The 14,814-nt window shown below is 70.8% G+C and carries 17 protein-coding genes; 5 read left to right on the top strand and 12 right to left on the bottom strand.

Annotated elements, in window-relative coordinates; all coding sequences use genetic code 11:
- Positions 1-43 precede the first annotated feature (43 nt).
- From M8542_RS43135 to M8542_RS43125, 3 genes are all read right to left on the bottom strand, one after another.
- Positions 44-337, bottom strand: coding sequence for a hypothetical protein (locus tag M8542_RS43135; RefSeq protein WP_257926184.1), 294 nt, complete (start codon positions 335-337; stop codon positions 44-46).
- A gap of 123 nt (positions 338-460) precedes the next feature.
- A complete protein-coding gene (locus M8542_RS43130) occupies positions 461-1,213 on the bottom strand; it encodes a D-Ala-D-Ala carboxypeptidase family metallohydrolase (RefSeq protein WP_257926183.1) in 753 nt (250 codons plus the stop codon).
- Positions 1,214-1,323: 110 nt separating this feature from the next.
- Entirely contained in the window at positions 1,324-3,006 is a 1,683-nt protein-coding gene (locus M8542_RS43125; RefSeq protein ID WP_257926182.1) for a hypothetical protein, read from the bottom strand.
- 110 nt (positions 3,007-3,116) lie between these two features.
- Between M8542_RS43125 and M8542_RS43120 the strand changes: the two genes are divergently transcribed.
- A complete protein-coding gene (locus tag M8542_RS43120; RefSeq protein ID WP_257926181.1) occupies positions 3,117-3,863 on the top strand; it encodes a GAF and ANTAR domain-containing protein in 747 nt (248 codons plus the stop codon).
- A gap of 265 nt (positions 3,864-4,128) precedes the next feature.
- On the opposite strand, the gene M8542_RS43115 is transcribed toward M8542_RS43120, so the two are convergent.
- Complete coding sequence (locus tag M8542_RS43115) at positions 4,129-4,386, bottom strand: hypothetical protein (protein WP_257926180.1); 258 nt, start codon at positions 4,384-4,386, stop codon at positions 4,129-4,131.
- Between the two features lie 310 nt (positions 4,387-4,696).
- Between M8542_RS43115 and M8542_RS43110 the strand changes: the two genes are divergently transcribed.
- Positions 4,697-5,107 (top strand): STAS domain-containing protein, encoded by a 411-nt coding sequence (locus M8542_RS43110; RefSeq protein WP_257926179.1) that lies wholly within the window; start codon positions 4,697-4,699, stop codon positions 5,105-5,107.
- A gap of 14 nt (positions 5,108-5,121) precedes the next feature.
- Here M8542_RS43110 and M8542_RS43105 read toward each other — a convergent pair whose 3' ends face one another.
- The 3 genes from M8542_RS43105 to M8542_RS43095 all read right to left on the bottom strand — a co-directional run bounded on the left by M8542_RS43105 (position 5,122) and on the right by M8542_RS43095 (position 8,643).
- Positions 5,122-6,444, bottom strand: coding sequence for a hypothetical protein (locus M8542_RS43105; protein WP_257926178.1), 1,323 nt, complete (start codon positions 6,442-6,444; stop codon positions 5,122-5,124).
- 45 nt (positions 6,445-6,489) lie between these two features.
- A complete protein-coding gene (locus M8542_RS43100) occupies positions 6,490-7,512 on the bottom strand; it encodes a hypothetical protein (RefSeq protein WP_257926177.1) in 1,023 nt (340 codons plus the stop codon).
- Positions 7,513-7,647: 135 nt separating this feature from the next.
- Positions 7,648-8,643, bottom strand: a complete 996-nt coding sequence (locus M8542_RS43095; RefSeq protein ID WP_257926176.1) for a LacI family DNA-binding transcriptional regulator — start codon at positions 8,641-8,643, stop codon at positions 7,648-7,650.
- Between the two features lie 98 nt (positions 8,644-8,741).
- Between M8542_RS43095 and M8542_RS43090 the strand changes: the two genes are divergently transcribed.
- Positions 8,742-9,587, top strand: a complete 846-nt coding sequence (locus M8542_RS43090) for a phytanoyl-CoA dioxygenase family protein (RefSeq protein WP_257926175.1) — start codon at positions 8,742-8,744, stop codon at positions 9,585-9,587.
- A gap of 13 nt (positions 9,588-9,600) precedes the next feature.
- On the opposite strand, the gene M8542_RS43085 is transcribed toward M8542_RS43090, so the two are convergent.
- On the bottom strand, positions 9,601-10,128 hold the full coding sequence (locus M8542_RS43085; RefSeq protein WP_257926174.1) for a TetR/AcrR family transcriptional regulator: 528 nt from the start codon (positions 10,126-10,128) through the stop codon (positions 9,601-9,603).
- A gap of 120 nt (positions 10,129-10,248) precedes the next feature.
- Here M8542_RS43085 and M8542_RS43080 point away from each other — a divergent pair, with 120 nt between their 5' ends.
- Positions 10,249-10,581: a cupin domain-containing protein gene (locus M8542_RS43080; RefSeq protein ID WP_257926173.1), complete on the top strand. Its 333-nt coding sequence runs from the start codon at positions 10,249-10,251 to the stop codon at positions 10,579-10,581.
- On the opposite strand, the gene M8542_RS43075 is transcribed toward M8542_RS43080, so the two are convergent.
- From M8542_RS43075 to M8542_RS43065, 3 genes are all read right to left on the bottom strand, one after another.
- Complete coding sequence (locus M8542_RS43075) at positions 10,517-11,215, bottom strand: GAF domain-containing protein (protein WP_257926172.1); 699 nt, start codon at positions 11,213-11,215, stop codon at positions 10,517-10,519. The two genes, M8542_RS43080 and M8542_RS43075, sit on opposite strands and share 65 nt — an antisense overlap.
- A gap of 599 nt (positions 11,216-11,814) precedes the next feature.
- Entirely contained in the window at positions 11,815-12,597 is a 783-nt protein-coding gene (locus M8542_RS43070; RefSeq protein ID WP_257926171.1) for an ABC transporter permease, read from the bottom strand.
- A complete protein-coding gene (locus tag M8542_RS43065) occupies positions 12,590-13,543 on the bottom strand; it encodes an ATP-binding cassette domain-containing protein (protein ID WP_257926170.1) in 954 nt (317 codons plus the stop codon). Before M8542_RS43065 ends, M8542_RS43070 begins: the two co-directional genes overlap by 8 nt.
- A 102-nt stretch (positions 13,544-13,645) precedes the next feature.
- Between M8542_RS43065 and M8542_RS43060 the strand changes: the two genes are divergently transcribed.
- The gene (locus tag M8542_RS43060; RefSeq protein WP_257926169.1) at positions 13,646-14,404 is read left to right on the top strand and encodes a TetR/AcrR family transcriptional regulator; all 759 of its coding nucleotides are present in this window, start codon (positions 13,646-13,648) and stop codon (positions 14,402-14,404) included.
- A gap of 9 nt (positions 14,405-14,413) precedes the next feature.
- On the opposite strand, the gene M8542_RS43055 is transcribed toward M8542_RS43060, so the two are convergent.
- Positions 14,414-14,794, bottom strand: a complete 381-nt coding sequence (locus M8542_RS43055; RefSeq protein WP_257926168.1) for a hypothetical protein — start codon at positions 14,792-14,794, stop codon at positions 14,414-14,416.
- Positions 14,795-14,814 lie beyond the last annotated feature (20 nt).

The raw sequence follows: 14,814 nt of genomic DNA, 5'->3' as shown, positions 1-14,814 counted from the left end.
CGAATCGGGCAATCCGTGCCACAGGGCCAAACAGGCTATTCCGTCACCGCGGTTCGGCGGCACTCTTGAGGCAGTCCACCATCGCGGCGCGGGCCTGCTCGCCCCCGGCGGCGGGCACCACCTGGCCGTTCAGGAAAGCGTCACGCTCTTCCTCGGTAGCGTAGGCCACGTACCAGTCAGCGATACACTGCACGGCCGGGTCCGGCGTCCCCTCGGTCCGGGGATCGGACTTGAGCTTCGCGACGAAGGCGTCCCGCGCGGGTGGCTCGTCACCACAGGCGGAGAGCGTCGCCGCGAGCACGAGGGCGACGGCTGCCAGCCGAGCAAGTCGAGTCATGCGAGCCAGCGTAGCGGCGCCACGCACGGCGGGACAGCCACTTCGCCCGGCCCGGCCCCGACATCGTCCACTGTGGACACCTGCCCAGCCGGGAACGGGTCGGGGCCGACGACCTCGACGGAGTCAGATCCCGCAGGACGACGCCGACCAGAAGCGGCCCGATCGGTGCGCCACGTGGGTGTGGTCGCTGTGGCCCGGGTAGCCCGGCCCGAGGATCTCGGCGAAGCCGTGGTTGCGGGCCTGCCGCGCCAGCCCGCAGAAGCCCTGCGCCCCGGCGCCAAGGTCGACCGCGTCCCCGTAGAGGTGCCGGCTCGCGGCCGCCCCGCCGACCGCGTTGTTGCAGGCGACGCTGCGGAAACCGCCGTTGACGACGATCGGGCGGTCCCCCATCGCGTGCCGCATCGCCTGCAGCTTCCACATCGACACCAGCGCGTTGGCCTTCGCCGTCGCCGCGGGAACGTTGCCGCCCGACCAATCCGAGTTGCACCGGTTCAGCTCGGCGTAGCCGAAGTTCACCGGCGTGCAGTCGTTGTCCTGCAACTGATAGATCTTCGCGAACGTCGCGGGCCCGGCGATGCCGTCCGCGCCGAGCCCGTAGGCCTGCTGGAACCGGGTGACCGCCGCCTTGGTCCCCGGGCCGAACTGGCCGTCGATGGCCAGGACGCCACCGTAACCGGGGTAGCCGGCGACCCGGATCTGCAGCTGCCGGACGTCGTCGCCGGACGCTCCTTGCGCCAGCGTGCGTCCCCAGCTGTAACACGCATCGGTGGCGGACTCCGCCGTCACCGGACCCGGGTCGGCGGCTGCCGGCGCGGCCACCGCCGAGCCGATCCCGGCCATCAGGGCGAGCAGGGGCAGGACAAGACGAACGCGCATGACAGGAACACCTTTCGAGCGAGGGAGGTGAGGTCGGCGATTCACCGTCCCGCACGCTAATCCGGTTCTCGGCACCGCACTGTGGGGTGTTCGCACCACAATGGGTCCGGTCAGTCCCGTTTCAGCGCGTTGGTGAGACCGGCGACCACCGCTGTCGTGAGCACCCAGCCCGCACCGGTGAACACCCACGACCACACCTGAGCGCCGCCTTGGGGGTACCACGCCTTCTTCTGACCGAGGTCGACGATCGGGACGAGCACGTCCAGTGCGTAGGCCACCGGCTGGAACGCCGGGCCCACGGGCGCCGACGCCCGCATGTCCGACCGGAAGGCGCCGCCGAACAACGTCGTCCCCAGTGCGACGAGCACCACCAGCCACAGGCCGGCCAGCCACGTGCGGTACCCGTACCCGACAGTGACGTACAGCAGCCAGTTCCACAGCTTTCCCACCGGGTTCAGGACCCGGCGGCGCCGCCACTGCTTGGCCACCTGCACCCGGCGAGCGGCTTCCACCCGGCCGAGCCGCCGGTAGGCCGCGGCCAGCTGGTCGTAGCCGGCCGGCGAATAGCCGAACCCGTCACTGCGCAGCCACGACAGGCGTTGCCGCACGCTCACCTCGTCGTTGCGCAGTGTCTGGTACTCGAACCCGAGCAGCCCGATCGCCGGGGACCAGCTTTCCGGCCGGTCGACGAAGTCCCGGACCCGGGTGCGGATCAGGTCGACCTTGCCCTGGAACGGTTCGGCGTTCAGCAGCTCGATGACGTCCGCCTGCAACGAGCTCAGCTCGAGCGTTGCCCCGCCGGCCGGCACGGTGCTCGTCCCGGCGAACCGGAGTGTGTGCCCGACGCGGCCGTCGAACAGCCGGATCTCGCCGTTCGTCGTGAACTCCCGGCGGAACTCCACATCGCCGTCGACGTAAATGCCGTCACCGACGAACGCGGGATGCTGCTCGGCCCGCACCTGCCCGTCGAAGACGATCCGGCCGCCGACGTGTGCTTGCACCAGGCGAAGGGAACCGTCCGCCGAAAAGCCGTTCCGGAAGGAAAGGTCCCCGGCCACGGAAATGCGGTCCGCCGAGAGCGCGAAACCGTCCGGGTTGGACAGCTGCGCGTCATCGAAGACCAGCTCCGCGCCGATCCGGGCCCCGCTGAGGAAGACCACCCCCTGCGCCGAAAACCCTTCGGCCCCCATGAACGTCCCCACCTGGAGGTTGTCCGCGGTCAGGGCCCGGTCTCCGGGGTTGCGCACGTCGGCGCCGGAGCAGTCGAAGTGGCCGCTGACCAGCGCGTCCGTGAAGACCAAAGCTCCTTCGGCTTTCAGGTCCCGGGCGTGCAGGTTGCCGCCGACCTCGATCCCGAGGGCCAGCAGAGCGGTCTTGTCGGTCCGGCCGAGCCGGGCGCCGCCCAGGTAGAGGTCGTGGCCGACGTGCGCGCTCCCGATGTTCAGCAAATAGGCGACTTCGACCCGGGCGAGATCGAGGAATCCGCTGGTCCGGAGGTAATCCGCCCGGAGGTAGCCGAACCGGCTCCCGCGCATGCTGATCGACTTCGCCACCGTCTCGGTGAAGCGCACCGCACCGTCGAAGACACAGTCCTCCAGCGCCAGCGGGCAGTCGATCGTCATGGCGCCGAGGTCCAGCTCGCCCGTGATCCGGGCGCCTCGGAGCCGCACCGCACGCGGTGGCCGTTCCCGCGAGAGCAGCTCGACGAGCACGGCCGCGTCGAGCTGCGCCCCGCCGGTCAGGTCGAGTTCGCGACCGGTGCGGGCGGCTTCGGCGAGTTCGTCGATCTCCACCCACCGAGGATTCCACAAGCGGTGGCCGAGCACGGTGGATCGACGAGGCTGGCGCTCGCCGCTCGCGCCGCCGAGGATGGGCGCGGAGCCCACCACGAGGGAGCACGTACATGGAAGAGAAGCTGCTGTCCGAACGGCACGCCGTACGAAGAGTGGACGACGTCACCGATGCGCTGGACCGCTTGGCCGGCACCTTCGCCGGGGAAGAGGAACTGCTCGTGGTCCTGCAGCGGATCTGCCGACAGGTGCTGCACGCGGTGCCGGACGCGGAGATCGCCAGCGTCACGCTGCTGCGCGACGGCGCCCCGTACACGGCGACCGCGACCGGTGACAGCGCGCACCACGTCGACCAGGCGCAGTACGACGCCGGGCGAGGGCCCTGCCTGGAAGCCGCCCGGACCGGCGAGCTCCAACGCGTCAAGGTGACCGACGCGGCACAGCAGTGGCCCGAGTTCGCCGCGGTCGCCGACGATCTCTCGGTCGTCGCCTACCTGTCCGCACCGCTGTTCATCGACCACCAGTACCACGGTTCGCTCAACCTGTTCGACACCGGCGGCAACAGCTTCGGCGCGCTCGACGCGGCACTGCTGGACCTCTACACCGCCGCCGCCGAATCCGCGCTGCGCAGCACACGCCGGCACCAGGCGGCGCGCGAGACCATGGGGCAGCTACGCACCGCACTCACTTCCCGCGCGGTGATCGACCAGGCCAAGGGCATCCTGATGGCCCTGCACAGCATCCAGCCCGACGACGCTTTCGACCTGCTCGTCAAGGCGTCGCAGGACCAGAACGTCAAACTGCGCGACGTCGCCGAGAACTTCGTGGCCGAGGCCACCGCGTCCCCCAAGCGGCAGTGACCCATGATCCCCGAGGCGGTCGGCCGCAGCGGGTGACTTCGGTCTTCAGCCCCACCGGGCAAGCCGGCCGGGCGCCGGCTCATCGTGATCTTCGTGCCGTCGCTGCCGGTGGCGACGTGCGGCTCGTCGGCGGTCTTGCCGATCAGCAGGAGGCCGCGGCCGCCCGTGACGGCTCCGGTGCCGGCCGGTTCGCGCCGCGCCGGAAGGCCGCAGCCGGTGACCGTCACGATGATCGCCGCACCGGACCAGGGCCCGGCTGTCCGGCTCAGTCGTCGCGATCCAACTCGGCCGAAAGGATCTCCTCGACCTGAGCGACGGCGCGGGAACACCGCCGCCAGACCCCGGCGAGCACCCCGACGACCGCGGCCGCCACACTCACCACGACGATCACCCCCGGGCTGTCCGCGATCGCGATGACTGCCGCCACGACCAGCAACGCCGGCACCGGCCACCACCGCGACGGCGCACGGGCATGCCGCGCCCGGTACGTCAGCATCCCGAGAAAGGGGTGGTGCGCGCTCATCCGGCCGTCCTCTCCGTCGCCCGGGCGACACGCAACGCCGAGCTGGCTGTGACGTAGTGTCGCGACGTGTTACCGGTTTCGGTCGAGATTTGAGCCGACAGGGTTACCTCTTACCGAAGAGATCAACACTGTCGTGTTGCGGCCGTACCCCACTCGGGCTAATTGCAGCCACAAGGGGGTGCTCGCGGTGGCAGCGCCGTTATGCCGTCGTGTCACGGGCGACAACGGGCTGAGACGGTCGTGCCGAAGCGGACCGTTTGGCGAACCACCGCACGGGGTAGGAGCCAGGAGTTGCGGGGAGGTGGCGGCAGTGGGCATCTCGTTCGAGCCGGAGCGCCTGGGGATCGTGCGCCTGGAGACGAGCACGGGGGTCGTGGCCCTGGCGTTGTCCGGGGAGCTGGACGCCGGGACGACGCCGAAGCTGTCCGGTGCCGTGGTCCGGCTGCTGGGCGAAGAACGCGAAGTGCTCGTCCTGGACCTGTCCGATCTGGCGTTCATCGGGGCTGCCGGGGCGCGCTCGATCCGGCTCACCCACGACGCCGCGGGCGCGACCCGCCTGCGGGTGGTCACCGGGGGCAACCGCCTGGTCGAGTACGTGCTGCGGACCACCGGGTTCGCGGCGGTGCTGGACTGCTACCCCACCCGGTCCGCCGCGCTGCACGCCGGCAGCCGGACGTCCTTCGTCAGCCGGGCGAACGCGAGCTGGAACGTCGACCGCTGAGCCGGCGAAGAGCCTCAGTAGATGATCACGTAGAACGGGTCGCCGTCCAGGATGTGGTCGTCGGCCAGCCACTTCGCGTACACCTGTCCCGCCGTCTCGTTCTGCAGGGCGTTGACCGGCCTGACGGCGTAGGTGAACTGGGTGCTGTCGTCCACCCTGGCGGAGTTCTCGTAAGTGGTCGCGAAGGGGTACTCGTCGCATTGCAGCACTTCGCCGGCCGCGTTGAGCGTGTAGCCGACGCCCCACCGAACCTGGCAGGCGCGGCGGACCTTGCGGCGTGAGCCCGCGATGTCGTGCTCGGTGTCGTAGTCCTTGTACAGCCGGTGCAGCGGTTCTTCTCCCCACCGGCCGGGCACCTTCTTGCCCAGCAGACCGGGGTAGGTGAGCACGAGATCGGTCTGCGCGTCCTTGATGAACTTCGCCGACTCCCCGTGCCTCGGGTCGCTGGTGTAAAGGGCCAGCGAAGAAGCGACGTTCTGGAACACGCACCTGCTTCCGGACACGTAGGTGGCCTCGTCGCACCGGACGTTCGCGGCCGGGTGGAACACCGTCCTGACCCCGGTCGAGTCCTCCGTGGTGGCGATTTCGTCCACCGAGAAGTAGCCACGCTTCTCCGCGCTGTACTTGTCGGCCGGCACCTTGGTCATCACCATCGTGGACTCGAACCACGCCGGGTTCGCCCCCTGCTCCGCCTTCCACTGCCCCAGCGTCTTCTTCACTTCACCCGGCGAGACCGTGCAGGTGCCCACGCGGTTCGGGTCGAGGTCGGTCTCCAGGCAGCCGATCTTGAGGGCCAACGTCGTGCCGTCGTCGACGCGGCCCAGGTCGTAGTCGTGGACCAGGCGGACGCCGAACTTCACCCGGTTCTCCCCGGCCTGCGCGATCGCGATGGAACTCCTGGTGAACACGGACGTTCCGGCCAGGTACGGCCCCTCCTCCCCGATCTCCCAGTACTGCACCCCCAGGCTTTCCGAACTGCACGCGTTGTACTTGTTCTTGTACCAGAACGGCTTTTCCGGAGTGACCTGGTGCGCTTGACACTCGTCGAAGGTGACCGGGTCGATCTCGGCACCGGCGGCGAGCATCGCGGGCGTCGTCTGCACGACGTAGCCGCTCGATTCCGCGAGGTCGTACAGCGCGGCGCCCTGCGGCCCGGAGCCGAGCCTCGCACGGTGGACAGCCTCGGCGTCGGTCGCCGAGCCGTGGAAGACCGCTGACCGGCTGGGGTCGAGCACCGCCGGGTCGACACCGGAGAGCGGCGTCGCGGCAGTCGACACCGGCGGCGCGGCCAAGCCGGCCACGAGGGCACACACGGCAACTTTGATGGTCGTCTTCACAGCGTGATCACCTGTCTCGGAGGGGACCGATGGGGCCGGCGGGGCTCAGGTCAGCAGATCCATGGCCTGCCAGCCGCCGGTGCCGATCGTTCTCGGTGTTCCCAGCGCGGGGTTGGCTTTCCAGCCGTTGAACGGGTAGTAGACCAACGTTCCCGTGGGCGTGGCTTTGACCACGTCGTTCTTGCCGTCTCCGTTGACATCCATCAGGAAGACCCGTTGCGTCGTCGCCGGCGCGAACTGTCCGGCGGTGAACGTCCACGGGTCGCTGGTGTCCCATGTGCCCGCGCCCACGGTGAGCTTGTGGGTATGGCGGATCGCGGTGCCGAGACCACCGGCCTCGATCCCGCCCAGGTCCGGGTCCTCGCGGCTCCATTCCGTGAAGAACAGCGTGCCGGTCGGGTCCGAGTAACCGTCCCCGAAGAGCTGACGCGGCCGGAAGGTCGACTTCCCGTCGAACGTTCCGGTGTGCAGGTAGAAGTAGATCTTCTGCTCGTCGTTGTCGACCGCGAAGATGTCGTCGTAGCCGTCGGTGTTGATGTCGGCGAGCATCAGGCTTTCGTAGATGTTCCAGTTGGTGCCGACGGTGACCGGCGTCCCCCAGGTGTACTTGCCGTTGAGGGCTCCGCTGTGCGGGTAGACGAACAACGTGCCGTCGGTGCGCCGAGCGAGCAGGTCCGCGGGTGCCGACGCCGAGGTTTCGTACTCCGGCGTGTCACCGGTGAGCTCGGCGACGCCGATCCAGTTCATCGTGTTCCAGTTCGTGCCGGCCAGCACCCGGGCCCCGAAGACGGCCCCCTGCGGGTTGCGCGTGTGGGGGTAGATCCACAACGTCCCGTTGTTCAGGTCCGGTTGCCGGGCGATGAGGTCGGGCCAGCCGTCGCCGGTGACGTCCCGCGACCGCGCGGTCGAATTCTGCAGCCGGACGGCCGCCGCGTTCGCCGGCCCGCTCGATCCGAGCACCACGGACAGTGGCGGCGGCGAACCAGCAGCCGCCGGCGGCACCACGGCCGCCAGCGCGGTCACCACCACCAAGAGCGCTCGCGACACCAGACCACGGTGGGTGGACACTTCGCCTCCCCGGAAAGCCGGTCGGACGAACCCGGAGGTGCCGGGCTCGCGGCCACCACGCCGGCATCGGAGAGCAGGTTGACGACCGCGGAGCTACTTCACCCGAATGCCGCAGGCGGTGCCCCACTTCCGTGGTCACGTCGTTTCGCGCACCACCAGGCGGTGCGGCGCGACCAGCGATCTCGGCGGCTGCGGACCCGTGAACCGGGAAACCAGGCGGTCGAGGGCCAGCTCGGCGAGCCGGGTCTTGTCCGGGCTCACCGTCGTCAGTGCGGGCACGCTGAAGCGGCCGTCCTCGATGTCGTCGAACCCCACCACGGCGAGCGCGTCCGGCACCGCGACACCGCGGTCGGCCGCCGCACGCAGGGCGCCCAAGGCCAGCTCGTCGGTGAAGCAGAAGACCGCGTCCGGGGGCTGGGGCCGGTCGAGCAGGCCCAGCATCGCCTGGTGGCCGTCCGCGCGGTGCAGCCGTCGCACCGGCACCTCGAGCGCCGGGTCGGCCGGCAGGCCCGCGGCGGACAGGGCCGCCCGGTAGCCCTCGAGCCGCTGGCGAGCGGTCGCGTTCAGGGAACGGGGCTGGACGCCCATCGCCGCGATGCGGCGCCGGCCCCGGGACAGCAGGTGTCCGGTGGCTTCCCGGGCGGCCGCGACGTTGTCGATCGCGACGTGGTCGACCCCCGCCGGGCCGTCGTGCTCGCCGAGCAGCACCAGGGGCACGGTGTCGGTGCGCGCGGTCAGTTCCGCCGGCGGCACCGCCCAGGGACTGAACAGCACCCCGTCGACGAGCTGGCCGCGCCTGCCGTGCAGCAGCTGCTTCTCCCGCTCGGGGTCACCGTCAGTCTGGTCGATGAGCACCGTCAGCCCGCGCGCTTCGGCGATGCGCACCGTCCGCGCGGCGAGATCGGCGAAGTACGGCGAATCGATCTCCGGGACGACCAGCGCGATCAGCCCGGTCTGGCCGCGGCGCAACGTCCTGGCGGCCAGGTTCGGCCGGTAGCCGAGGACGTCGATGCTCGCCTGCACCCGCTCCCGGGTCGCCGGGGCCACGTAGCGGAAGCCGTTGACCACGTTGGACACCGTCCGCACCGACACGCCGGCGTGTTCGGCGACGTCTCGCAGTTTCGGGTTCATCGGGCTCCTTCCGCGCACCCGGAGCATAGACCTTGCAACGTGGCATGCCACGTTGCAAACTGGACTTGTCACGATGTCGTGCCAACCCGGGAGGCCCAGTGACCGCACCCCACACCGCCGCGTTGCCGTCCGCGGAGCTCGCGAAGCTGACCGGCCGCCTGCGGGAGGACGGCATCATCGGCCTGCCGCGGGCGTTCGACCGCGACTGGGTCCGGCGGCTCGGCCAGGACATCGACGCGGCGTTCGCCGAGGCCCGCTCCCGGGCCGGCGGCGCGGTCGGCCGCGGCCCGAACCGGCACTACGTCGAAATCCACCCCGAACAGCTGCGGGGGTTCGCCGAACTGGTGTCCCACCCGTGGGTCACCGCGATCGCCGCGGCCGTGCTGGGCCCCGACTACCGGATCGTCGAGGTCGGCTTCGACGTCCCGCTCGCCGGCGCGGTGGACCAGCCGTGGCACCGCGACTTCCCGATGCCCGAGGAGACCGCGCGGCACCGCAGGCTGAACTCCCTCGCGGTCAACGTGACCGCCGTCGACACCGAACCGGACATGGGGCCGTTCGAGATCGCACCCGGAACCCAGTGGGACGACGGGACGGCGTTCGAGCACGGCATGTTCCCGCCCCGCGAGGCGTACCCGCGCTACCGGGAGCTCGCCGTGCGCAAGTTCCCGCGGATGGGCGACATTTCGATCCGTTCCGCGCTGACCGTGCACCGCGGGACCGCCAACCATTCGGCGAAGAGCCGCCCGGTGCTGGTGCTGGGGCTCAACGCCCCCGGCGCGGGCAACGACGAGCGGCACGACACGGCCGTGACCCGCGGCTTCTGGGCGACACTGCCGGAAGCGGTGCGCGCGCACCTCGGCTGCCCGGTGGTCGACGAGCTGACGCCCATCGTCCAGAAGCACACCATCGAAGGCCTCGTCATGGGCGAATCCGGTTCCTGAACGCGCCGTGGGTTCACGGTTCCATCGCCGCGCGCAAGATGGCCAGCGCGGACCGGGTCATCGTCGCCGACGCGGCCGCGCGGTCGAGCCCGCCGACGTCGGTCAGCCAGACGAGGGACTCGATGCCGGTCGCGGACCGGATCGACACCGCGAGCGCGTGGATGTCGATGCCGGGGTGGGTGCCGCCGAGCGGGCTCAGCGCCTCTTCGATCCAGCCGATCGCCCGCCCTTGCCGCAGCTCCGGCTGGCCGGCCCCCGGCTCGAGGGACAACCGCAACTGCGCGCGCAGCTGCGGTTCCCATTCGACGGTGATCCGGGTGAACTCCCGCATCACCAGTTCGAGGCGCGCGACCGGATCGGACGGCGCGTCCGCGGGCAGGAGGCTCGTTCCCGGGCGCACCTCGGGGTGCGCGGCGAGCAGCAAGGCGCGCTGAGTGGCGAAGTACCGGTAAGCGGTCGTGCGGGAGATCGCCGCTTTCGTCGCCGCGTCCTCGACCGTCGGGGAAAGACCATCGGCGAGCAGCTGCCGCGCCGCGCTCACCAGGGCTGCCCGAGTCCGCGCCTTCTGATGACGTCGACCCGTGGACTCATATGGGACGTCCATGCCATCATGGTACCGAAGTCCCATGAATGGAGTCAGGCCATGTCCGAAGACCCAGTGGTGACCAATCCGGACCTCTACCGCGTGGTGCTCGAGAACGACCGAGTCCGCGTCCTCGAATACCTCGACGCTCCCGGCGGCCGCACGTCCCCCCACCGGCATCCGGACTCCGTGATGGTGACGCTGAGCGCGTTCCGGCGCCGGATCAGCACCGGCGACACCGCGGTGGAGGTGGATCTGCCCTCCGGTGTGGCTCGCTGGCTTCCCGCGCAGGAACACGCCGGCCGCAACATCGGCGAGACCGCGACTCATTCGATCTTCGTGGAGCTCAAGGAAGCGCGTCCCGCTTCGACTGCGCCGAGTCCGGCGCCGCTGGGTCCCAGCCCCGCTTGAGCGTGCGGGCCAATGCCGCGCCGGCGCCGCGGGCGATGAGGTGCTCCAGGCCGCCGAAGCGGGCCGGCGGGCGGGTCCGGTGGAACGACAGGACGCCGAAGACCGCGCCGCCGGGTGTGTGCAGCGGATAGGACGCCACCGCCCGGGAACCCTCGTCGAGCAGGACTTCGCGGACGGCGCGATCGGCGAAGACCGGGCTGACGGCGACGTCGTCGACCACGACCGGTGCACCGGTCGCCAACGCGCGGCCGCACGCCGTCGGCGAGGTGGCGTCGACGGCCGCGAAGAAGTCCAGGAACTCCCGGCTGAACCCGTGGTGCGCGCCGATGATCAGCGTGCCGCCGTCGAGCAGTTGCAGGTCACACGCCTCCGCGACGCCGAGGGCCGCGTCCAGGATGGCGTGCCAGGTCGCGGGCGCGTCGGCGACGGCGAGGAACTCGGTGTCGAACAACACGGCCGCCGCACCCCCGGCCCGGCGGTGGGCCGACCGCACCAAGCGGCTTCGGGTGTCCCGGACCTCGGCGTCGATCAGACGCTGGTCGAACTCGGCAGTCAGCCGCCCACGCTGGTGCGCGGAGCGGCGTCGCACCTCGATGGCCGAGGCCAGCAGCCGCCTCGTGTCCGGACCCGTCACGACCCCATGGTCACGCGCGAACCGCGGCCCGGACAAGTGGTCCCGGCGTTCAGCCCGCATCGAGGAGGGCGCGAACCCGGACGGACACCGGGATCGCGCACACGACCGCCCGCCACCGGCAGTCCGGAAGCGATCATGCGCGGCGATGATCTGCTCGGGGGTGCGGCGGTAGGCCGACACCAGCCAGCCGTCGAACTCCCGGGCCGCCCACTCGACGTTCGCGCCCCACGAGCCGAGCAGGAGCGGCGGCCCACCGGACGCTTGGGGTGGACCAGGAACCCGCGGCCGACGCTCTGCTGCGTCCACAGGCTCTCGAACCCTTCGCCTTCACGGCGTCTCGCCCGCTCGGCGACCGCGATCGGCGGTCCCGAAGCCAGGCGGGCGAGCGTCGCTCCCAGGCGCATTTCAGCGCGCCCGGTCCGCGGCGAGCCTCGCGGCCTGCTCCGGTGTCCGGCCGAGTGACCGGTGTCGGGGGGCGGGCGGCGCACCGAGGGGGGAGGTAGCGCGCCGCCCGCGGTCTGAACGCTACCGGGACGGGGCCCAACCCGCGCGGTGCCGCCCGCGACGTGGGAGTGGAACAGCCCGGCCCGCCGAGCTGGTCACGCCGTGCGGCGTTTGAACAACCGTCCCGTCGCCGCGATCGACACCACGAGAATCCCGCCGCACCAAGCCAACGCGATCCACGCGCTGTCACCCACCGGCGTGCCCAGCAAGAATCCGCGCAGCGCCTCGATCAGCGGCGTGAACGGCTGGTTGTCCGCGAACCCGTGGATCCACGCCGGCATCGTGTCGACCGGGACGAAGGCGCTGCTCGGGTACGGGAGGAACATCACGAAGAACGTGAACCCACTGGCCGCTTCCGGGGTTTTCGCCAGCAGGCCGACCGCCGCCGATGCCCAGGACAGGGCCACGATCGCCACCAGCAGCAGGCCCGCCGCCGCCAGCCAGTCCACCGTGGACGACGATGACCGGAAGCCGATCAGGAACGCCACACCCAGCACCAGTGCCGTCGACACCAGGTTGCGTGCCGTGCTCGCCGCGACGTGGCCGCCCAGCACCGAGGCGCCTCGGACGTCCATCGAGCGGAAGCGGTCCATGATGCCGTTCGTCATGTCGTTCGTGACCGCCACCGCCGTGAGTGACGCGCCGAACGACGCGCACAGCATGATCACGCCGGGCACCACGTACGTCACGTACGCCGTGCCCGTCCGGATCGCGCCGCCGAACAGGTAGACGAACAACAGCATCAGCATGATCGGGAGCGCGAGGGACGTGATCAGCGCGTCGCCGTTGCGGAGCGTCAACGTCGTCGCGCGGCGGACCATCACCGCCAGGTCGCCCAGCGTCGAGGCGGGACGGGGAGTGGAAAGGACTTCAGACACCGGCTCGCTCCTTGTCGTGGGTGGTGGTCAGCGCCAGGAACACGTCGTCGAGGGTCGCCGAGTGCACGGCGAACCGGGTCACCGCGGTGCGGGCCGGGTCGAGCGTGTCGAGCAGTGACCGGATGTGGCCCGCCGTGCCGTCGGTGGCGACCGACAGCGAGAGCCGTTCGCGATCGGGCAACAGCGCCCGGTCGCGCAGGTGCGCGGCGAGCGCGTCGAACGCGGCCCCGTCGGTGAGTGTCAGGTCCAGGCGGTGACCCGACACCCGCTGCTTGAGCTGCGCCGCGGTGCCCTCCGCGACGATCCGGCCGCCGTCGACGAGCGCGATCCGGTCGGCCAGCTTGTCCGCCTCCTCCAGGTACTGCGTCGTCAGGAAGATCGTCACGCCGGAGCGGGCGAGCTCGGTGAGCACCGTCCACATCGCCGCGCGGCTGCGCGGGTCGAGGCCGGTGGTCGGCTCGTCGAGGAAGATCACCGCGGGCGCCGCGATCAGGCTCGCGGCCAGGTCGAGCCGCCGGCGCATGCCACCGGAGTAGGTGCTGATCCGGCGCGAACCGGCCTCGCCGAGGTCGAACCGCGCCAGCAGCTCGGCCGCCCGGACGCCGGCCGCGCGCCGGGACAGGCGGCACAACCGGCCCATCATCAGCAGGTTCTCCGCGCCCGTCTGCGTCTCGTCGAGCGCCGTGTCCTGGCCGGTGAGGCTGATGCTGCGGCGCACCAGCCCCCGGTCACGCTCGACGTCGTGCCCCGCGACCCAGGCCGAACCGGTGTCGGGCCGGGTCAGGGTGCTCAGGATGCGCACGGTGGTCGTCTTGCCGGCGCCGTTCGGGCCGAGCAGCGAGAACACGCTGCCCGGCGACACGTGCAGGTCGATGCCGCGGAGCACCGGCACCGAGCCGTAGGACTTCGTGAGGCCGGTAGCCTCGATCGCTGGTTCGCCGGTCATGGTTCCCCCTGGGAGTCGGCGGACTTACTGCGTACCGGATAAACTTTATTGCGTAAGGCGTAAACAGTGAATCAGGGACATCCCTGAGATGAGGTCAGGGTGATGAGCGGCGACGACACGGAGACCGGGCTCCCGGCCAGCTTCGAGCTGGCCTGGGGCGTGCGCGACCGGCCGGCCAAGGGCCCCAAGCGCGGGCTGTCGCTGGACCGGATCGTCGCGGCGGCCATCGACGTCGCCGACGCCGAAGGCATCGGCGGGGTCTCCATGGGCCGGGTCGCGCGGGAGCTCGGCGCGTCGGCGATGTCGCTCTACCGCTACCTCGCCTCGAAGGACGAGCTGCTCGCGCTCATGGTCGACGGCGCGTTCGGCGGGCTCGACGCCGTCGAGCCCGCCGAGGGCACCTGGCGCGCGCGGCTCGAGCGGTGGGCCGAGATCGAGCTCGCCGCCTACCGCCGGTTCCCGTGGGTCCTGCGCATCCCGGTCACCGGCGCGCCGGTCATGCCCCACCAGCTGCGGTTCATGGAGTGGGGACTGCGGACGCTCGGCAGCACCGGGCTGGCCGAGCACGACAAGCTGTCGGCCGTCCTGCTCGTCACCAGCTTCACGCGCAGTTTCGCCATGCTCAGCAGCGACATCACGGCGGCGTTCGAATCGGCGGACCCGACGACCGCGCGCGTCATGCCGCGGTACGGCGAGCTGATCAAGAAGCTGACCACGCGGGCGGAGTTCCCCGCGCTGCACGCGGTGGTCGACGCGGGCACGTTCGCCGAGGAGGAGTTCGACGGCCTCGACCACGACTTCCGGTTCGGGCTCGAGCGGGTCCTCGACGGCATCGAGACACTCATCGACCGCCAGGCGTGAGAACGCCTTCTACGTCAAGCTCACCGAGACGCCAGTCTGCCCCTCGGGGACTTCACCGTGGTGCGGAATGACTTTGCCCGCCGCATAAGTCTTGATGTGCAGCACCGGCAGGTCCGGGGTGACGGCGAACCCGCACACCTGGTCGCAGGGCGGCGGGGACGGCCGGGTGTAGCCGATGGCGAGCGCGGCGTCGATCTGCTCGCGTGAGATTTCGACCGGCGATCCTTTTCGGAGGGTAATAACCCCCAAGGTGAGTGGTCCGTTGAACCCCGTTCCCCCCGAGAACTCGTCTTTCAGCACGGAACCGTTCCGCGCGCCGATGCGGTCCGCGACGGCCGAAAGGCGCACGCGCTGCCGGGCGCGCCACCGGCGCCGGCCGAGGAGTCCCATGTCCCGCAGGTTACCTCGCG

It is taken from the genome of Amycolatopsis iheyensis (assembly GCF_024703995.1).
GTDB classification, from domain to species: domain Bacteria; phylum Actinomycetota; class Actinomycetes; order Mycobacteriales; family Pseudonocardiaceae; genus Amycolatopsis; species Amycolatopsis iheyensis.
The sequence above is the reverse complement of the archived record's forward strand: the minus strand, read 5'-3'. Positions and strand labels throughout refer to the sequence as shown.